The following is an 18,185-nucleotide window of genomic DNA, read 5'->3' on the forward strand; positions in this document are numbered from 1 at the left end:
CTCCGGATAGCAAATTAACTTGAGAATGAAGACATACTGGATTCAAGCTGCGAAATGGTGACCTGCATCTGAGTAAACTGATTCAGGTAACGCTGATACACCATTTGCATTTTGGCATCAAAGTCAGTCTGCTTTTTGGAAACGGCGTCCAGACTGGATTGCAAATTATTCACTTTGGTGGTCAGAAACCCGAAGCGGTCTGAATAGGGAGTCAGAGATGTCTGCAGTTTGCTGACCAGGCCATTGGTGCCGGTGAGCATATCAGAAACTTGCTGAGGATCGGTATTCAACGCCGTATCAAGACGATTGCTATCGATCGTCAGTTCACCATTACGGTCAAACTCCAGGCCGATAGAGTACAAGGTCTTACTGTCAAACAGCCCTTGAAAACTGCTGCGCATCAGGCTTTGCAAGCTTTTGGACATGCTGTCATTTTTGATGCCGTCATCGGTCAGTTTTGACATCAAGTCGTTGTATTTATCCACGATACCTTGCAGGTTTGCCTGCGTTTTCTGGGTATCCTTGGCAACGTCAATTTTTACTGGGGTATCACCGCTCGCCTGCGCCTGCAGCAGATCAATCTTAACCCCATCAATCACATTATCGAGGGTGTTAGTCGCAGAGGTGAGCGTAATCGAAGAGCTGGACCCCACCTGCACAATGGCATCTTGCGCCGCAGTCAATTGCTGTACACCGGAAACCGCGGAAGCAAAAATAGTCCCGTTAGGATCGGTGCCTGCATTAAAATTCAAAGAGATCTGATTAGCCGCACCGGTTTCATCGCTGGTCAGTAGCAAAAAGGTTTCACTACCGCTTTGCATCACAGTTGCATTAACCCCGGTATTATCGGCACTGTTATTAATTGCTGACGCAACATCAGACAGCGTTGCTGACGCAGGCAATGTCGACAAGTCCACCACAAACTCGTTACTACCAACGGTAATGCCAAGATCGCCATCGGTCGGTAGCGCTTGTGCGGGGTCAAAGCTCATCGCTAACTGATGGGCCTGCGCCACCTGCTGGACATATATCTGATAAGAACCTGGTGCCGCGGCCCCCGTTACCGAAACGGCCATTGTACTGCTACTAGAAACGGTAGCCGAACTTGCCAACAAGCCATCGGAACTGAAGCTACTTAACTGACTGACAAAATCACTCAATGATGATTGCAGTGTTTGAAACGCTTTTAACGAAGTGTTGTAACCGCTGTACTGATTCTGCAACAGGGTGTCTTTAGCAGCCCGGTCAATGGCGGTATATTGCTGAGCCAAGTAGGCTGGGTCCAAACTGGTTGCTGAGCTGGTAGAAGTGGCCATATTTTTCCGTCCTGAATAAAAACATCAGGGCGGCACGATTCAACTCGTGTGCCGCCCTAGAATAGCAATTAACGCAGCAGCGAAGCGATCATGCTAGTGGTGCTGTTGGCAGCGCTCAGGACAGAGATGCCTGAGTTCATCAGCAACTGTTGTTTAGTCATAGCAGAGGTTTCTGCAGCATAGTCAGCATCCATCAGGTTAGAGGCTGCAGCTTCAGTGTTCTGTTTCATGTTGGTCACGTTGTTGACGGTGTGATCCAGACGGTTCATGCTGGCACCCAATTTGGATCGAGCTGCACCAATGTTATCAATTAACGTATCGATTTTACCGATTGCTGTGCTCGAGGTAGCCTGTGTTGTCAAAGCACCTAAAGTTCCGGCAGTATAGACCCCTGTGCCATCAACTGTACCAACAGCGGTATTAACATTACCGACTTCAGTAGAAACGTTCACGCTCAACACTTCAGCAGTAGAAGCACCCACCTGGAAAGTTACAGCGCCCGCGCCAAATTTACCGGTAACAGACAATAGTGCAGTACCAGCACCATAAGAAGTGTTATCCATAATACTTGCCATCTGCGCAGCTAATTCTTGGTATTCGCCGTCCATTGCAGTGTATTCTGACGCGCTGTTGGTTCCGTTAGCGCCCTGAGTTGCCAGTTCTTTCATACGGTTGGCAATATTGGTCATTTCATCAAACGCACCTTCGGCAGTCTGCATCATAGACTGAGCATTATTGGCGTTATAGATAGCGGCTTTCTGACCAGTAGCCTGAGCATTCAAACGGTTAGCGATCTGCAGACCAGCGGCATCATCTTTAGCGGAATTGATACGATAGCCACTGCCCAGACGTTCCAGCGCAGTACTCAAGGCGCTGTTGGTGCGGTTCAGCTGGTTCTGGATGGAAAGGGAAGCTGCGTTAGATTGAATAGATAATGACATCACTGTTCTCCTTTAGAATCGATGTTCTCTAGAGATAAGCGACCCGCTTACCGCAGAACTAAAATTTATTTTTAGATATTTTTTTATTTATCAAAAAATCATTTAAAAACCATGATCAAAAGAAACTTCTCAGCTGGGAATACGACCGAGGCGCAGAAGACAAGTTGTCTCACAGGAAGAGGGTTGCTTGACAACTGCCTTCTGCAAAAACTTAACGGCTGGAAGATAGACTGAACGACACCAGATTTCGGGTGATATTGGCCTGAGACACCAGAATGGACACTGCATTTTGATCCGGTTGATTGAGGATCTGCTGCACTTGCTCGGTCAGTTCCTGCAATTCTTCTGCACCGACCGGCGAACGTTGGATTTGTTGCAACCGTTGCAAGATTTGTTGTCGCTGGGATTCAATATTCTGCAACGATGAACGAATCGATTTTTGTAGCTGTGCTATCTGCTGTTGGTACGCTTCACTGGAGGTATTCTGGCTTTGCGCTAGCTGCTGCAAGCTATCCAGTGCATGAGGCTCTTCGCTGAGACTGACTGACACCGGATTGCCAGCGGCAATCCGCACGCCCTTCCCCATCATCAGCCAGGGTTCTTTTAATGCTGAAGAGGCGGCTTTCGCTGTGGTAAACAGCAGCGAATCTCTATCAGACACCGTCACCGAAATCTCCTGTCCGGCAAATGCTTGTTGCAGTGTCGCAAGATTTGCCGACTTATCGGCATAGGCCGGTAACGAAAAAGAGACAGCTTTACCAGTGCGGCCCATGACAATACTGACCTGTTCATCCAGCGCCTTAGGGGTCAACAGGTCAACTTTATTAGTCAATTCTCGGGTCACAGACGCTTGCGACGGGTCGTTGCTGCGCAACTTACCATTGACGCCGCCTTGCTGCAGCTGTGCTTTCATCTGACTGACGGCGCTGGCGATCTGTTGTTGATTAGCGTTGCCATTAATCGTTTGCTGATTAATTCTGGCACTCAACGCCTTCAATTGAAATGACAACTGCTTCAGGGTTCGCACAGACTGTTCATTGTTGCCCATGGATTTGGTCACCGTCGCTAATGCAACCCACCGCGACAACACCTGATGCTGGGTACCCTTGTCAGCTGTCGCATTGGCAGCTTTATTATCTGTCTGCGCCTGTTGCGTTGTGTCATTGACTGCAGGCGTAGTTACTCGACTTTCCTGAAGTCGTTGGGTATCGCTGGTGGCTGAAGTATTGGTAACTAACATGGGTTATCAGATCATCGAAAATAAAGACAGTTGGCTGACCCGGTTATAAACCTTCAAGGTCGATTCATACGAGGCAACTGATTCGTTCATCTTCACATAGGTTTCGGCGTAATCAACCTGGCTGATATCATCTCTGAGCCCTTGGGTATACACCGCAATATCATCATTACCCTGCTTGATAGATTCCAGTGAATCGCGTATTGCTCCGACTTTTGTCAGTTGATCAGTCACTCGCTGCAAGAAGCTGCTAATGCCATCCATCATGGTTCGGGATTCATCGCCAACACTGGGATTGGCTGGATCAGTCGTCAGCAAATTCAGGTAAGTTTGCATCTGATTCAGAAATGTAGCCCCAGGATCAATATCACTGCCCACCACATTACTGCTGACATTGGAATCGGCAGATACCGAAACCTCGCGGATATTACTGTCCCCCAGATACTGATATTGCCCCGCAGCATCCTGCTGGAATGGCTGTACATCCGTCAGACTGCCAGAGAAGTAATAGCGGCCATCGCCATCTTTCGCATTCAGCAAGTCAACAATCGCCGGAAACAGCACATTCATCTGCTGGCCCAAAGCCGCAATTTCAGTCTCGCCCATAGAGCCGTCAGCAGCGGTGGTGGTTAATTCCTGCATGCTGTTCAGAATATTCACCGCGCCCGTGAGCTGAGTTTCCTGCTGTCCCAGGGTGTATTCCACATCATTCATGTTGGATTGATACTGTTTAATAGAACTGAGCTCACCATCCAGCGTCAGCAACATTACCGAGCCAAGCGGATCATCGGAGGGCTTTGCAATACGTTGGTTAGTGGCCAGCTGTACCGATAAACGGTTGTAGTCGGTTGTGCCCTGATTAATGGAACGGATGATATTCTGGTGATATTGATGCGAACTGACTCTCATAGTGATTCCTTAGAACATCGCGAGCAGGGTCTGGAAGGTTTGATCGGCCGTAGAGATCACTTTGGCATTGGCCTGATACATCTGTTGGTAATACAGAATGTTAGATGCCTCTTCATCCAGATTAACGCCACTGAGATTATCACGAGTCTGGACAGCGTTATCATTCAGCGATTGAGCCGTTGTTACACTACTTTGATTTTCATTGCTCTTTGAGGCTAAGCGTCCAATTAACAGCGAATAATCACCGGACTGATTATCAAAAACATCAATAAGATTAGCGATATTGCTATTATCGCCAATCCCACCGGCAGCCACCCAATTACCACTGCCATCGTCTTTACCACCGATAAAGGCCAACGAATCAATAGTGACACTGTCACTAACAGCGAAGGTTCCCAGGGGGTCGTTGGCATCATAGCTGAAGAGTGGAGTTCCTGGATTGCCGTTTAAATCAAAGCCCTGAGCCAGTACTCCGTTCACATTGTCACTCAACTGACTAAGTATGTTGTTGAGGCTGGCAACTGTAGGCTGTAATACCTCAGTATCAGCAGCGATGAGCCCCCCCATAGAGCCACCGATATTGTCAGTCAGGCGAAACACTTGCTTGCCCAGGGTCAGTGATACATCCGTACCATTTACGGCTAAATCCGCTGCTTTGGTACCTATCAATAAAGGTGCACCATTCACCGTAGAAATATCTAAGGTGCCATCCTCATGGTTTGTCGTTGCAATACCGATATAGGATGACAACTGAGTCACTAGCAATTCGCGGTTATCTTCCAGCTCTGCGGTCGGTTCACCTTTGGCAACGGCCAGGGCAATACGGTCATTGTAATCAGCCAGCTTACGTAGCGAGTAGCTGATACTGGAAGCCGTCTGAGTCATCTCTTTACTGAGTTTACCGCGCTGATCAGCCAAGGCGCCGTTGATCTGTGACATTTTGTTAACTAAAGCATCCGCACTAGATAAGACCTCTTGCCGATAGGCGCGAGATTCTGGTTGCGCTAGCGCAGAGTTTAGTGCCCCGGTTACCTGACTGATGGCATCGTTAAAGTTCAGAGAACTAGTTCCCATCAGTTCTTCGGCGTAACCAAGATAACTCTGTAAGCCGTTATAAAAAGCCAGATCAGAACTAGTGCGCCAAATATCATCGTTATAGAAACTATTAACAACGCGATCGACATTACTGACGGCCACGCCGTTCAGATGCCCCGGAGCGGTTGCCAATTGAATCGCCTGACGGCTGTACCCTTCCGTGGCCGAATTGGCAACATTATTACCACTGACAGATAACGCAGTATTTGCGGCATTCAGTCCAGATAAAGCATTGGACAGCAGTCCTGATGACATCTCACTAACTCCCCGAGTTGATCCCGCTCGCGTTCAACGGCTGAGAAAATGCACTTCCTTCTAATGTAGAAGCGACCATTTTTTCGGGTTCCTTAAATTTATTTTCCAGGGAATGCAAGTGTCCCCCTATCTGAGCCACCATCTTTTCCGCAAGACCAATCTGGCCTGAGGCAGCGAGAGATTGTGAGATTTGAGCATTGTAGATATCTTGGTACATACGCTGCTCTCGGCTAGCAAACATGCCATCGCTACCACTGATGGCTTCAGTCGCGCTATTCATGTTTTTCAGTACCAGCTGCAGAAATACTGCCTCGAACTGTTCGGATGCCTGCTGCAAACTGTCAGATTCAGAGAGGTTTCCATAAATCTGACTGACCTGAGTCGGGTCAATTGCCAGCGACTGATTAAGCACCGGTGAAATTGGACTGCTCATCATTATTCCTTCTAAATCACCACCAAATCAGCTTCCAGAGCTCCGGCTTTATCCAGTCCCATTAGAATGGACATCAGCTCAGCCGGGGTTGCCCCTAATGCATTAATTGCTTGGACTATAGTTTCCAGCGAGGTTCCCTCAGGGAACACCATCATGTTGTGGCGCTGCTGATCAACATTGACAGTGCTGGCGTTGACCGGAACGGTCGAGCCATTGGAGAAAGGTGCAGGCTGGATGGCGCCCTGCTGTTCGGTGATGGTAATGGTAAGACTGCCGTGCGTCACTGCTGCCTTACGGACACGTACCATATCGTTAATGACCACTGTGCCGGTACGACTATTGAAAATCACTTTAGGCCGTTGACTGCCCAGTTCTACTTGAATGTCCTGCAGCATGGACATAAAGGTGTTGAAGTTGTTGGGATCGCGTGGGGCGCTTACTTTCAGCTTGCCCCAGTTCTCCGCTTCTGCAACACCCGGACCAAATTGCTTGTTAATAGCATTTACGATATTGCGGGCCGTTTTATAGTTGGGATCTTTCAGATTCAATACCACTTCACCGGCATCCCGACTTCGACCGAGAACGGCACGCTCAACAGTGGCACCGTTTGGAATTGCACCAGCGGTAGGTACGTTTACGGTGACCGATGACCCCGTATTACCTGATGCACTCACGCCGCCGACCACCAAATTGCCTTGAGCGAGCGCGTAAACCTTGCCATCAATTCCTCGCAGCGGCGTCAGCACCAAGCTGCCGCCCAACAGACTCTTGGCATCACCTAATGAATTGACGGTGACATCAATCATCTGACCGGGGCTGCTATCAGGTGGCAAAGTTGCTTGCACAATGACTGCTGCTATATTTTTCGTACGCGGCAGGTTAGTGTCGTCCATCTTCACGCCAAACTGCTTGAGCATATTATTCAGGGATTGCCCCGCAAACTTGATTTGTGACTTATCACCGGAACCGGCTAGCCCCACCACCAAGCCATAACCCACTAACTGATTCTCACGGACTCCCTGTACATCAACCAGATCGAGTAATGGCCGACTGGAAGCAAACAGCCACGGTGATAGCACCGCCAGTAGCAAACCCAACAGAAGTTTTCTTGCCATCGCTTCTTTGCCTTAAAACGGATTGAGATAACGGGTGAACAGCTTTGTCAACCAACCAGGTTCAGATGCATCGGCCAGGGTGCCGCTGCCCGCATAACTGATAGTGGCTTCGGCGATCCGCTGTGATGATATTTGGTTGGTAACATCAATATCTTCTGGGCGTACTACGCCTGCCAGCTCCAGATACTCATCCCCCTGATTCAGACGGATCTGTTTTCGTCCTTTGATACGCAAGGCACCATTAGGCAGCACTTCCGTCACTCTCACCGAAATATAACCACTAAGAGAGTTCTGCTGGTTGGCGCTGCTCTGCCCCGAAAAACTGGTAGAAGAATTGGTCTGCACCGCCATGTCGTTAGTATTGAGCGTCCCAACCAAAGGAACCCCCACATCCCAGCTACTGTCTTTACCCAATGATGAATCAGCACTTTTACTGGATAGGGTCCGTTCTGCTAACACTACCGTTAAAATATCACCGACAGAGTAAGCTCGTTTGTCTGCAAACAGCGTAAACATGTAGTAGTCGCTATATAAACCACCTTCCTGGTGGTTAACCAATTGTGCATTATCCGACGCAAGGTCATCCTTGTTAGCCGCATTTGTCTGGTGGCCATCTCCGGAAGGCGCGCTACTGCATGCACTCAGTACTAACGTGATAAACAGAAGTAGAAAACGCATAGACATCACATACTTTGGTTAACGAAACGCAGCATTTCATCAGCGGCTGAAACGACTTTTGCATTCATTTCGTAGGCTCGCTGAACCGCGATCATATCGACCATTTCATCCACGACACTGACGTTAGAACCTTCAACCGTAAACTGCTGCAATTGTCCCAATGCATCTTGCCCTGGAACCCCTTCAGTCGCACCACCTGAAGCGGCTGTCTCGCGGTAAAGGTTACCGCCAAGCGCTTCAAGACCGGCCGGATTGACGAAATTCACAGTGAGGATCTGCCCGAGATCCTGAGGCTGATTGTTCCCAGCAACCACCGCGGTCACCGTGCCATCTTTGCCGATCGTCACTTTAGTAGTATTGGCAGGAACAGTAATGTTTTGTGCCAATGGCAGACCATCGCTGTTGACCAGAACGGAATCAGAATTCAGCTGAAATTGGCCATCGCGGGTATATAGCGTTTCGCCATCCGGACTTTCTATCTGGAAAAATCCTTGTCCTTCAATAGCTACGTCTAGCTGATTATCAGTGGTTTGAAACGCGCCTTCGGTAAACTGCTTCTGTGTGCCATTCACACGAACGCCGGTCCCCAATTGCAAACCGGAGGGTATTTGATTTAATGCATCGGCTTGCGTTCCTGGCTGACGTTGTACTTGATAAAACAGATCCTGAAACATCGCCCGGTCTTTTTTAAAGCCGACAGTACTGACGTTTGCCAGATTGTTGGAAATGGTGGTCATGCGCAGATCTTGTGCTTCAAGACCTGTTTTGCTGACCCACAGTGCTGAGTTCATGTAGTAAAGCTCCTTTTGCTATCGCTTATGCTTCGCCACGAATCAATCGATCACCAGAGCTGGCCAGCTGTTCGGCAACCTTCATCATTTTGACGTTCATCTCAAACTGGCGGCTGATATTCATGGTTTTTACCATCTGCTCAACCGCATTGACGTTAGATCCTTCCAGCTTGCCACTCACCAGGGTCACCGCATCATCGCGATTAAGTGGCTGACCACTATTATCACGTAACAAACCATCGCTGCCTTTCACCAGATTACTATTGGCACTCACCAGCTTGATTTGTGCTTCTTGAGCGATGAGGCCGCCCCCCACCGGGGTAAGATTAATCGTGCCATCAGCGCTGATATCAATGTCGCCAAATTGCGGCAATTGAATCGGGCCGCCATCACCCAGTACCTGCAACCCATTCACGCGCAAAACACCATCGCCATCAACCTGCAGGTTACCCGCTCGGGTATAGGCTTCGTTGCCGTTGGCATCTAGAACCGCCAAATAACCAGATTTACTCAGTGCGACATCCAACTTGCGGCCAGTTTCCATCATTGGCCCCTGAGCCAAACTGGTCACCACGGGTGTCAGCTGTGCCTGGTAACGAGTGCGAAAACCATCACCACGGATCATCATTGACTGAGCTTGCTCCAGATCTGCGCGGAAGCCAGCGGTGTTCACATTGGCGAGGTTGTTTGCCACAACCTGTAAGGCTTTGTTATTCAGCTCCGCACCAGAAACTGCGGTATATATCAAGCGTTCCATCTAGGCTAAGCTCCTTTAGACCGCATTAAATAGCACTTGCATCATGTCGCTAGCGGTGCTGATCGTTTTAGCATTGGCTTGATAGTTTTGTTGGAAAGAGAGAAGGTCCACCAATTGATCGCTGATGTTGACATTCGAGTTCATATACTGTCCGGAGAGCAACTGGCCAACGGTACCGCTGTCGGCAGTGGTATAAAGCGGACTGCCTGATTCTGCAGTGTCATACCATACGGTATTATCACCTTGTTCTAGGCCGTTTACGTTAGCGAAAGTCGCTAACACCAGTTGGCCCTGAAGTTTGGACTCACCATTGGTGAAGGTGGCATATAACTTGCCATCATCATCCACGGTAACACCGTTAAATTCGCCAGAGGTATAGCCATTAGCATCGTTGTTATACATGGCAAATCCACTACCGAATTGCGTGCTTTGCTTCATGTCGATAGTCAGATTGACATTTCCGGCACCATTAGGGTTTCCGTTAGCGTCTAGAGGGCTAAAGGTCAATTGCACTTGGCGCATGCTGTAGGGGTCAGTGGCGTTACTATCGGCAATAGAACCAGGGACAAAGCTGCTGTCGATTGGCAACATCTGACCATCGGTATCAAACGTCATCGTCACCACACCAGCGCTTACAGTCGTGCCATCCACCGTCACATCTTGAGAGCTAACAGCTGCACTGCCAGGGAGTCCAAGCTGCGCTGCAGATAAAGGTTGACCATCGGCAAAATACATCGTCTGCCATTGGTTAGCACCAGTATGGTTGTAATACTGGGTCAATACATGGCTGTTACCGAGAGAATCATACACTTCAGTAGACTGAGAGAAGTTATAAGCAGAGCCATCGGTAGGATCAAACGTGTCCGGAGCCGCAGGATAAGGGATAACATCACTGGCCGAACTAAAGTTGCCAGAAAAAGTTAACAGATCCGTGGCCTGCGCGGGAATATTAGATCCTTCGATTTTAAGATCTGTGAGAATACCCGGCACAATGTTTGGATCGGGTGCATTATCAACGCCATAGCCTTGTAGCCTGGCACCGCTGGCATTCGTAACATAGAGCTGATCGTCCAAACCAAACTGCCCGGCCTGAGTGTAGGCTTCGCGACCATTATCTGACAGGATGAAAAAGCCCTTCCCAGTAATCGCCAAATCCAGGTCGTTATCGGTTCTGACCAAATCACCATTGGTAGTGAAATCTTCTTTTATGTCTGCCACTCTAACGCCACCGCGCTGGCCACCGTTATACACAGCAGCAAATTCAGTACTTCCCGTTTTAAAACCGGAAGTTGATGAGTTTGAGATATTGTTACTGGTGACTTCCAGTGCGGTCTGAGTGCTTTGCAGGCCACTCAGGCCTATTTGAAACATTGACATAACTAGCTTCCTTAATAGTTAACTCTGAGTGACTAACTGATTGATATCAGACAAATTAAAATTACCCAATCCATTCACTTGCAATAAAATATCATCGACAGAATTGCCTACTGACACCCGCTCAACTTGGCCACTCAGCCAAGGTTGCAAATTAGTACTCAGTCCGTTGGACTGGGCATAAACCTTGACGGTATAAGCACCTGCATCTTGATCATCAAATTGGAAGTTCAAGGTCCCCTGCCCGCTATAGGGCAACTGCTGTTGCTCAATGAGTTCACCATCGGCGTTATAGAGCTGAGCAGTCACTGAATCCGCAGCCGCAGAGAGATTCACCTGTCCTTTGATATTTCCCTGTTGCTCAAGTACCTGGGTACCGGTCTGTACATTGACTTCAGTGCCGACCAATTTGGTTGCATCCAGCACCTGTAGCGTATTCAACGATGTCTGAGTGTCGGCAGTATTCTGTTTGATGCTTTGCAGTGACTCTAAACTACTAAACTGAGCCAACTGACTGACAAACTGCGTGCCGTCCTGAGGATTTAGGGGATTTTGGTGACTTATTTGAGCTACCAGCAAGTTAAGAAACATGTTGGAAAGATCTGAACCATTACTGGCAATAATCGGATTATTGCTAGTACCGGTAGTCGAAACAGCAGAACTCACGCTATTAACACTCATTTTCTGCTCCTTATCACTGGCCTAGTTTTAAGATGCTTTGCTGCATACTGGTCACCTTCCCCATCACCTCCGCAGAGGTCTGGTAGCTACGTGATGCAGACAACATATCGGCCATTTCCTCCAAGGAATTTACATTGGAGTAAAAAACATAACCGTCTTGGTTCGCCAAAGGATTGTTAGGTTCATAACGCTGTTCAACCGGTCGGTTGGAGGAAACAACCCCTAACATGCGAACATTGGCAGCAACACTACTGTTATCATCACCATTACCCGCCTGATACAGCGCTGAGAACACCGGTTTAAGCGCATGGTAAGCGCTATCAGCACTGGATGCTGCAGTATCCGCGTTTGCCAAATTGGAGGCGATGGTATCCAAACGCATCACCTGAGCGTTCATCGCACTACCACTGATGTCATAGATATTGTTGAACGACATTTCTATTTTCCTTTAATGGCGCTGTATAGCCCGTTAATCTTCATATTCAGGAAGGTCAGACTAGTCTGAAAATCCATGGTATTTTTGGCGAAATTTGCCTGTTCAACGTTCAACTCGACACTGTTTCCATCAGCAGACGGCTGGTAAGGAATGCGATACATCAGCGGATGTTCTGTGTTCATATCCACCTTTTCGCCTGAAGCCATCTCTACCTGCTGTTGCACATTCTGCATCACGCTGTTGTAATCAATATCCCGAGCTTTAAATCCAGGGGTATCGACATTGGCGAGGTTGCCCGCAATAATTTCTGACCGCTCTAAACGCAGTTGCATTGAGTAGGGGTGCACACCGAATGCTTTATCAAATGGTCCCACGTGTTGAACCCTGTTCAGGTATGAATTTTGCCTTTTATAAAACAAGCTTTGTGCCAAAAATTAAATTCTTTAAATATCAATATGATAAATTTTAGATTTGAGAAATTTAAGCATCAGAAGGAAGTGTTTTTTCCGCTACGGAAGCAATCCTGGCTACTCTTTCCTCTGTTATTGTCATTACCGGCACAGGCAGCCTCCGCGCTTTCGACCAAACTGGAGCAACAAGTAGAAAAAGAACTTACGCAATACAGCCGGCGGCTTGGCGTCAATAGCCAAAAACATCAAATTGAACTGCACTTTTCTGGTAGTACAGAAACACAAGCCTGTGAAAAATGGCATTTTGAACGCCCGCAGCCCACACAGGCACCGCTGGGGCGTTTGAGTTATCGGATAGAATGCCTTGCTCCTGTCAAATGGACCGGTAGAGCCATTGTCGAAGTAAAGTACTGGGCCAAAGTAGTGGTCACGACCAAATCTGTCGATCGAGATATCCAACTCGGTAAATCAGAGTTGAAATTACAGACCCAGGAGTTGGGAAGCTTGAGCAGAACGCCACTGTTTCATATTAATGACGCTGTAGGCAAAGTGACTAAACGCCGACTCAACCGCGGAGCCTTGGTATCGCCATTTTTACTGGAAAATCCGTATATCATCAGTCGCGGAGACCTGGTGACTATGCGCATTACTATCGATGGTTTTTCTGCCATTACTAAAGGCACTGCACTCGAAGATGCTCGAAAGGGTGAACGGCTAAAAGTACAGAACAATAGCTCTGGTAAAGTGCTGCAGGGAGTAGCAGAAGACAATGATCTCGTTGAAATAGACTTTGCTGCAAAATAATTTAAGTTCTTAACAAAAATGGTCGCCTGCTTTTTATAGACCCCCAGGAGATTAACGGTATGAAAATTAGCAATCAGGGCATTATCCCGCTGGACAACCTGAAAGCAGATACCCCTAGCGCAGGTAAAGGTCAGCAGCAGAAGAACAGTGATATGACCAAGCTCAACTTGTGTACTGCGCAGTTAAGCACCCTCAGCCGCTCTGCTGGAGATGTTTATGCCAGCTTATCAGAGCAGAATGAAGTCGATATGGACAAAGTAATGGCAATGCGCAGTGCCATTGAAAAAGGTGAATTGCCGCTAGATGAAGACGCGTTAATTAACGCTATCATGGATATGCATCGGCTATGAGCATCAACAATCTCAAGACATTCTTCGACAGTATGAAACAAGATGTCGCCCAGCTAAATCAGCTTATTGGTCATCTTGATAATCAGTACGAGTTGCTAAGTAATCGGCGAGCGGAAGAACTGACCTCTCTCAATAACCAGATCACTTGGCTGATACAGGATTTACGTCGTTCAAATCTCGAACGGGAGCAGTTTCTGCAGCAGTTAGGTTTACCTGCCAACCGCGCGGGGTTAAAAATGCTCCTGGAAAAGTTACCCTCCCCCACTCGCGAAAAAGTGGGGGAGTTAATACAAGAATTAAGTCTAAAAACGCAAACCTGCAGCATGATGAATGAACGTGCAGGAAAACTGCTGACAACCCAGCGCCGCTTCATGACTCGCTTCTTCGGTTTGCAAGATCAACAAGCTTACCCAGATTTTCGGGCTTAAGGGTTCGCACGCTCAAATAACAGCGACTGAAAACTATTATTTGAACATTGAAGAATAATCATAATTTCAATCACATATGATTCTTGATGTCGGCATCAACTTAATGGCTGTGCGCCATAACTAGCCAGCGTCTTTAAGATAATTGTCCTGGAACAATCGGCCATCAGGATGTAGTGGCAAAGAACATTCAGCCTACGATTTGTTATTTGCACCACAGCACGTTTGTGCCACATTCCAATCCATTATCACAATTTTTATTGCGTCGTCTTCTTGCTAATTGAGCAATTTAACCTAATGATTAGTTGCGGTATCTATTGCTAGTATTGTAGATTATTGACAGCTATTTCTATATGAAAGCACGCTGCCATGGGCAGATTGTGATTTCTTAGTTAAGACAACTCTTGTAATGGTGATAGCAAGATTCGTCATTCACTGGTCACCTAAATGAAGATTGAAAATATGAGTACAGGTAAAGTTAAGTGGTTCAACGCAGATAAAGGCTTTGGTTTTATTACACCAGATGATGGAAGCAAAGACTTATTCGTTCATCATTCAGAAATTAAAATGGATGGTTATAAATCACTTAATGATGGTCAAAAGGTTGAATTTGAAGTGGGTAAAGGCCAAAAAGGTCCTTGCGCCATTAACGTTAAGCCACTGTAAATTGCTTTAAGATACATAGCATTACCATCACACAGACCCATGGTGATTTACTCTGGGTCTGCTTATTTTCGTATCATTCCATTCCGCATTTTGTCTATAGCATCTAGCAGTCGATTCAATACAGTTCTGCACAGAATTCTTTTTAATCCATACTCAGTGCAAGATAAATGACACAACAGTATTCTGCTGTATTGTTATCCAATCGCATTATCCCCTTTCTAAGTCCTATCAACATATGTATCTTATATAGTTCACAAAGGCATCTCTTGAACCATATATAGTACAAATTAAACTTGATGTTTTTTACAGCATTTATAAAATATGTATCGTATATAGGTCACAAATAAACATAATGCACTATATATGGAGCATTTATGCCAAAATCCATCATAAGAACTTATTCTCGGTATACTGAGGAAGCGATAGACTTATTGGCGAAACTCATCCGAGCCGCACGTTTAGAGAAGAAAATGACCACTGTTGAGGTGGCTGAACGAGCTGGAATTTCACGGGGAACGCTTTCACGTATCGAAAAGGCTGATCCAAAATGTGAGATTGGAACTGTTTTTGAAGTGGCCAAAATTGTTGGGGTAAGCCTATTCGACGCAAATCCGCGCCAAATAGCGATGCATAATAAATATATAGATGAAAAGCTTTCGCTATTGCCTATGAACGCAAGAAAGGTAGTGAGGAGTGTAGATGATGACTTCTGATAACCACTATACGTCGTCATATGTGTGGATTTGGTTACCAGGAGCGACGACTCCCGTTGTTGCTGGACAGATTAATCTTGATGGAAGTGAAATACACTTTAACTATGGTCGGGGTTATCTGGAACGGACGAAAGGTGCAATCCCCATATACGAGCCGGAACTACCATTACAATCCGGGATAATCCCCTTGTTAGAGGGTCTCACTATACCTGGATGTATACGTGATGGAGCACCTGATGCGTGGGGACGACGAGTGATCATTAATAAGCAATTAGGGGCAAAAGGTCAGGACATAGACCCTGGGCAGCTAAATGAAATGACGTATCTTTTGGAATCGGGGTCTGACCGTATTGGTGCACTAGATTTCCAACTATCAGCTCATGATTACATTCCAAGATCTTCAAGAAATGCCAGCATGGAAGAGTTGATGCAATCAGCGGAGCGTGTTGAAAAGGGGGAACCATTAACTCCTGAACTCGATCAGGCACTTTTCCATGGTAGTTCGATCGGAGGAGCAAGACCCAAGGCATTGATTGAAGGAGATAACCGGAAGTTCATTGCAAAATTTTCTTCTTCTAGCGACATGTATAGCGTCGTAAAGGCTGAGTATATCGCAATGCGTTTAGCGCAGATGGTGGGGTTGAAAGTCGCGCCTGTGAGATTGGAGAAGGCGGCTGGAAAGGATGTGCTGCTTGTGGAGCGTTTTGATCGCGAACTAACCCCGAATGGCTGGACTAGAAAGTCCATTGTTTCAGCACTAACACTATTTGGTTTCAACGATATGGAAGCGCGTTATGCAAGTTATGAAACCCTCGCGGAAATAATCCGCTCGCGATTTGTTGCTCCTAAAGCGACGTTGCGTGAAATGTTTGGACGACTCGTATTCTCAATATTAAGTGGAAACACTGATGACCACGCCCGAAACCATGCAGCATTCTGGGATGGGAAGTCGCTATCATTAACGCCAGCGTATGATATATGCCCTCAAGGGCGTAGCGGCGGCGAGGCCACTCAAGCAATGCTGATCTCGGGTCAGAACAGATTTAGTCAATTGGCTACTTGCTTACATACAGCCAATAACTTCCTACTGTCAGAAGATGAAGCTAAAGATATATTTGAACACCAGATTACAACTATAGAAAACAATTGGGATCACGTATGTGAAGAGGCTGAACTCACTGAAATTGATAAACGGCTACTTTGGCGTCGTCAGTTCCTCAATCCATACTCTGTGCAAAGTAAATAACACAACAGTATTCTGCAGTATTGTTATCCATTTTTAGGCGATAACTTCATTACAACATGACAAAGTTCATATGGATATAAACACATCTTTTAAGCGTATCCCGGTCAGCATTTGGGCTCTCGGTTTGGTAAGCATGTTTATGGATATCTCGTCCGAGATGATCCACAGTCTACTGCCCTTGTTTCTGGTTGGTACATTGGGGACAAGCACCTTCGTTGTCGGATTGATAGAAGGCATTGCTGAATCTACAGCCCTCATCGTTAAAGTATTTTCCGGGGCCCTAAGTGATTATTTGGGTAAACGCAAGGCACTGGCTGTTTTCGGCTACTCGCTGGGCGTACTAACCAAACCATTGTTCGCCATCGCCACGTCGTCCTCTATCGTTTTCACAGCGCGCTTACTAGATCGCGTGGGTAAAGGGGTCCGGGGGGCACCTCGCGATGCACTGGTTGCCGATCTGACGCCACCGGAGATACGTGGCGCGGCGTTCGGTCTGCGCCAATCCCTCGACACGGTTGGAGCGCTCTTGGGCCCTTTACTGGCAGTTGGCCTGATGTTGCTCTGGGCAAACGACTATCGTGCAGTATTTTGGGTCGCTCTCATCCCTGGTGTAGTCGCCGTTTTTCTATTGCTATTCGGTGTGAATGAACCAGAACAACACATTGGTGAAAAACGTACCAATCCGATCCACCGTGATAATCTCCAGCGATTGAGCAAAGCCTACTGGTGGGTAGTTGGTATCGGTGCTGTCTTCACCTTGGCTCGATTTAGTGAAGCATTCCTGGTACTCCGTGCTCAACAAGGAGGGATCCCCATCGCCTACGTTCCACTGGTTATGGTCGGTATGAATCTGATCTACGCAATATCAGCCTATCCTTTCGGCAAACTCTCGGATCGAATGAAGCACAGCACTTTGCTGGCTTTGGGCTTGATAGTCTTGGTTGCTGCTGATTTGGTTTTGGCGACAAATGATCATTGGCTAACCGTTGCCATCGGGGTGTCTTTGTGGGGGCTCCACATGGGGATGACCCAAGGCTTACTTGCGACAATGGTTGCCAACGCAGCACCGGCGGATCTAAGAGGAACCGCCTACGGCTTTTTCAATCTGGTCAGTGGTATTGCCATGTTAATTGCCAGTGGTACCGCAGGACTATTGTGGGATCTTCAGGGTGCATCTTTCACCTTCTATGCGGGAGCTATCTTCGCATCCTTGGCATTGGTTGGCGTTTTTCTAAAGGCTCGGCGAACCCAATCTGTTTCTTAAAGGCTACCATGTGACAAACTAAGTTGCGTTCCTCACCAACCAATTGGCCGGTGAAGTGCACTCGAGGCCTATGGCCCCGAGCATCCTGTAATTAAGATGCCATTAAAAATGGGATGATTACCGGGGGATTACCATAGCAGACAGGAATAAATAGCAGTGGGCAAATCCAAGCACCAAATCACCAATTGGGCGGAATATAACAGAGCTTTGACTGTAATAGCCCCCAATTAAAACGGACACTCATTAGTTAAGCGATAGGCTTAGACCTATCTTTAAGGAGTGTCTATGG

Annotated in this window: 21 protein-coding genes; 7 read left to right on the top strand and 14 right to left on the bottom strand. The window is 47.2% G+C overall.

Annotated elements, in window-relative coordinates; all coding sequences use genetic code 11:
- Positions 1-14: 14 nt before the first annotated feature.
- From fliD to flgB, 14 genes are all read right to left on the bottom strand, one after another.
- Positions 15-1,316: a flagellar filament capping protein FliD gene (gene fliD, locus PY479_RS15775; RefSeq protein ID WP_275484343.1), complete on the bottom strand. Its 1,302-nt coding sequence runs from the start codon at positions 1,314-1,316 to the stop codon at positions 15-17.
- A gap of 68 nt (positions 1,317-1,384) precedes the next feature.
- Positions 1,385-2,257 carry a flagellin gene (locus PY479_RS15780; protein WP_275484344.1) on the bottom strand — a complete coding sequence of 291 codons (873 nt, stop codon included), beginning with the start codon at positions 2,255-2,257 and terminating at the stop codon, positions 1,385-1,387.
- 211 nt (positions 2,258-2,468) lie between these two features.
- The gene (locus tag PY479_RS15785) at positions 2,469-3,497 is read right to left on the bottom strand and encodes a hypothetical protein (protein ID WP_275484345.1); all 1,029 of its coding nucleotides are present in this window, start codon (positions 3,495-3,497) and stop codon (positions 2,469-2,471) included.
- 6 nt (positions 3,498-3,503) lie between these two features.
- Positions 3,504-4,403 (bottom strand): flagellar hook-associated protein FlgL, encoded by a 900-nt coding sequence (gene flgL, locus PY479_RS15790; RefSeq protein ID WP_275484346.1) that lies wholly within the window; start codon positions 4,401-4,403, stop codon positions 3,504-3,506.
- A 9-nt stretch (positions 4,404-4,412) separates the two neighbouring features.
- Positions 4,413-5,753: a flagellar hook-associated protein FlgK gene (gene flgK / locus PY479_RS15795; protein WP_275484347.1), complete on the bottom strand. Its 1,341-nt coding sequence runs from the start codon at positions 5,751-5,753 to the stop codon at positions 4,413-4,415.
- Positions 5,754-5,757: 4 nt separating this feature from the next.
- Positions 5,758-6,186: a rod-binding protein gene (locus PY479_RS15800; RefSeq protein WP_275484348.1), complete on the bottom strand. Its 429-nt coding sequence runs from the start codon at positions 6,184-6,186 to the stop codon at positions 5,758-5,760.
- 11 nt (positions 6,187-6,197) lie between these two features.
- Positions 6,198-7,301 carry a flagellar basal body P-ring protein FlgI gene (locus tag PY479_RS15805; RefSeq protein WP_275484349.1) on the bottom strand — a complete coding sequence of 368 codons (1,104 nt, stop codon included), beginning with the start codon at positions 7,299-7,301 and terminating at the stop codon, positions 6,198-6,200.
- 12 nt (positions 7,302-7,313) lie between these two features.
- A complete protein-coding gene (locus tag PY479_RS15810; protein ID WP_275484350.1) occupies positions 7,314-7,979 on the bottom strand; it encodes a flagellar basal body L-ring protein FlgH in 666 nt (221 codons plus the stop codon).
- Between the two features lie 5 nt (positions 7,980-7,984).
- A complete protein-coding gene (gene flgG, locus PY479_RS15815; protein ID WP_275484351.1) occupies positions 7,985-8,770 on the bottom strand; it encodes a flagellar basal-body rod protein FlgG in 786 nt (261 codons plus the stop codon).
- Positions 8,771-8,795: 25 nt separating this feature from the next.
- Positions 8,796-9,527 (bottom strand): flagellar basal body rod protein FlgF, encoded by a 732-nt coding sequence (locus PY479_RS15820; protein WP_275484352.1) that lies wholly within the window; start codon positions 9,525-9,527, stop codon positions 8,796-8,798.
- Positions 9,528-9,542: 15 nt separating this feature from the next.
- The gene (locus PY479_RS15825; protein WP_275484353.1) at positions 9,543-10,904 is read right to left on the bottom strand and encodes a flagellar hook-basal body complex protein; all 1,362 of its coding nucleotides are present in this window, start codon (positions 10,902-10,904) and stop codon (positions 9,543-9,545) included.
- Between the two features lie 18 nt (positions 10,905-10,922).
- Positions 10,923-11,582, bottom strand: a complete 660-nt coding sequence (locus tag PY479_RS15830; protein WP_275484354.1) for a flagellar hook capping FlgD N-terminal domain-containing protein — start codon at positions 11,580-11,582, stop codon at positions 10,923-10,925.
- 13 nt (positions 11,583-11,595) lie between these two features.
- Entirely contained in the window at positions 11,596-12,018 is a 423-nt protein-coding gene (flgC, locus tag PY479_RS15835; RefSeq protein ID WP_275484355.1) for a flagellar basal body rod protein FlgC, read from the bottom strand.
- A gap of 2 nt (positions 12,019-12,020) precedes the next feature.
- Positions 12,021-12,392 carry a flagellar basal body rod protein FlgB gene (gene flgB, locus PY479_RS15840; protein WP_275484356.1) on the bottom strand — a complete coding sequence of 124 codons (372 nt, stop codon included), beginning with the start codon at positions 12,390-12,392 and terminating at the stop codon, positions 12,021-12,023.
- Between the two features lie 27 nt (positions 12,393-12,419).
- On the opposite strand from flgB, the gene flgA reads away from it, so the two are divergent.
- The 7 genes from flgA to PY479_RS15875 all read left to right on the top strand — a co-directional run bounded on the left by flgA (position 12,420) and on the right by PY479_RS15875 (position 17,896).
- Positions 12,420-13,232 carry a flagellar basal body P-ring formation chaperone FlgA gene (gene flgA / locus PY479_RS15845; protein ID WP_275484357.1) on the top strand — a complete coding sequence of 271 codons (813 nt, stop codon included), beginning with the start codon at positions 12,420-12,422 and terminating at the stop codon, positions 13,230-13,232.
- A 59-nt stretch (positions 13,233-13,291) separates the two neighbouring features.
- On the top strand, positions 13,292-13,582 hold the full coding sequence (locus PY479_RS15850) for a flagellar biosynthesis anti-sigma factor FlgM (protein WP_275484358.1): 291 nt from the start codon (positions 13,292-13,294) through the stop codon (positions 13,580-13,582).
- Entirely contained in the window at positions 13,579-14,010 is a 432-nt protein-coding gene (locus tag PY479_RS15855; RefSeq protein WP_275484359.1) for a flagellar protein FlgN, read from the top strand. The genes PY479_RS15850 and PY479_RS15855 overlap by 4 nt, the downstream gene beginning before the upstream one ends.
- 459 nt (positions 14,011-14,469) lie before the next feature.
- Positions 14,470-14,673 carry a cold-shock protein gene (locus PY479_RS15860; RefSeq protein WP_212596537.1) on the top strand — a complete coding sequence of 68 codons (204 nt, stop codon included), beginning with the start codon at positions 14,470-14,472 and terminating at the stop codon, positions 14,671-14,673.
- A gap of 374 nt (positions 14,674-15,047) precedes the next feature.
- Positions 15,048-15,386: a helix-turn-helix transcriptional regulator gene (locus PY479_RS15865; RefSeq protein WP_275484360.1), complete on the top strand. Its 339-nt coding sequence runs from the start codon at positions 15,048-15,050 to the stop codon at positions 15,384-15,386.
- Positions 15,373-16,632, top strand: a complete 1,260-nt coding sequence (locus PY479_RS15870; RefSeq protein ID WP_275484361.1) for a HipA domain-containing protein — start codon at positions 15,373-15,375, stop codon at positions 16,630-16,632. The genes PY479_RS15865 and PY479_RS15870 overlap by 14 nt, the downstream gene beginning before the upstream one ends.
- Before the next feature lie 133 nt (positions 16,633-16,765).
- Positions 16,766-17,896, top strand: a complete 1,131-nt coding sequence (locus PY479_RS15875) for an MFS transporter (protein ID WP_275484362.1) — start codon at positions 16,766-16,768, stop codon at positions 17,894-17,896.
- Positions 17,897-18,185: the final 289 nt, after the last annotated feature.

The sequence above is a fragment of the Shewanella sp. A32 genome (assembly GCF_029167175.1).
Lineage (GTDB): Bacteria > Pseudomonadota > Gammaproteobacteria > Enterobacterales > Shewanellaceae > Shewanella > Shewanella yunxiaonensis.

What these genes read in the sequence shown, in the direction of transcription:
- fliD (WP_275484343.1), bottom strand. Translation starts at nt 1,316, where the DNA reads ATGGCCACTTCTACCAGCTCAGCAACCAGTTTGGACCCAGCCTACTTG.
- PY479_RS15780 (WP_275484344.1), bottom strand. Translation starts at nt 2,257, where the DNA reads ATGTCATTATCTATTCAATCTAACGCAGCTTCCCTTTCCATCCAGAAC.
- PY479_RS15785 (WP_275484345.1), bottom strand. Translation starts at nt 3,497, where the DNA reads ATGTTAGTTACCAATACTTCAGCCACCAGCGATACCCAACGACTTCAG.
- flgL (WP_275484346.1), bottom strand. Translation starts at nt 4,403, where the DNA reads ATGAGAGTCAGTTCGCATCAATATCACCAGAATATCATCCGTTCCATT.
- flgK (WP_275484347.1), bottom strand. Translation starts at nt 5,753, where the DNA reads ATGTCATCAGGACTGCTGTCCAATGCTTTATCTGGACTGAATGCCGCA.
- PY479_RS15800 (WP_275484348.1), bottom strand. Translation starts at nt 6,186, where the DNA reads ATGAGCAGTCCAATTTCACCGGTGCTTAATCAGTCGCTGGCAATTGAC.
- PY479_RS15805 (WP_275484349.1), bottom strand. Translation starts at nt 7,301, where the DNA reads ATGGCAAGAAAACTTCTGTTGGGTTTGCTACTGGCGGTGCTATCACCG.
- PY479_RS15810 (WP_275484350.1), bottom strand. Translation starts at nt 7,979, where the DNA reads ATGCGTTTTCTACTTCTGTTTATCACGTTAGTACTGAGTGCATGCAGT.
- flgG (WP_275484351.1), bottom strand. Translation starts at nt 8,770, where the DNA reads ATGAACTCAGCACTGTGGGTCAGCAAAACAGGTCTTGAAGCACAAGAT.
- PY479_RS15820 (WP_275484352.1), bottom strand. Translation starts at nt 9,527, where the DNA reads ATGGAACGCTTGATATATACCGCAGTTTCTGGTGCGGAGCTGAATAAC.
- PY479_RS15825 (WP_275484353.1), bottom strand. Translation starts at nt 10,904, where the DNA reads ATGTCAATGTTTCAAATAGGCCTGAGTGGCCTGCAAAGCACTCAGACC.
- PY479_RS15830 (WP_275484354.1), bottom strand. Translation starts at nt 11,582, where the DNA reads ATGAGTGTTAATAGCGTGAGTTCTGCTGTTTCGACTACCGGTACTAGC.
- flgC (WP_275484355.1), bottom strand. Translation starts at nt 12,018, where the DNA reads ATGTCGTTCAACAATATCTATGACATCAGTGGTAGTGCGATGAACGCT.
- PY479_RS15850 (WP_275484358.1), top strand. Translation starts at nt 13,292, where the DNA reads ATGAAAATTAGCAATCAGGGCATTATCCCGCTGGACAACCTGAAAGCA.
- PY479_RS15855 (WP_275484359.1), top strand. Translation starts at nt 13,579, where the DNA reads ATGAGCATCAACAATCTCAAGACATTCTTCGACAGTATGAAACAAGAT.
- PY479_RS15860 (WP_212596537.1), top strand. Translation starts at nt 14,470, where the DNA reads ATGAGTACAGGTAAAGTTAAGTGGTTCAACGCAGATAAAGGCTTTGGT.
- PY479_RS15865 (WP_275484360.1), top strand. Translation starts at nt 15,048, where the DNA reads ATGCCAAAATCCATCATAAGAACTTATTCTCGGTATACTGAGGAAGCG.
- PY479_RS15870 (WP_275484361.1), top strand. Translation starts at nt 15,373, where the DNA reads ATGATGACTTCTGATAACCACTATACGTCGTCATATGTGTGGATTTGG.
- PY479_RS15875 (WP_275484362.1), top strand. Translation starts at nt 16,766, where the DNA reads ATGTTTATGGATATCTCGTCCGAGATGATCCACAGTCTACTGCCCTTG.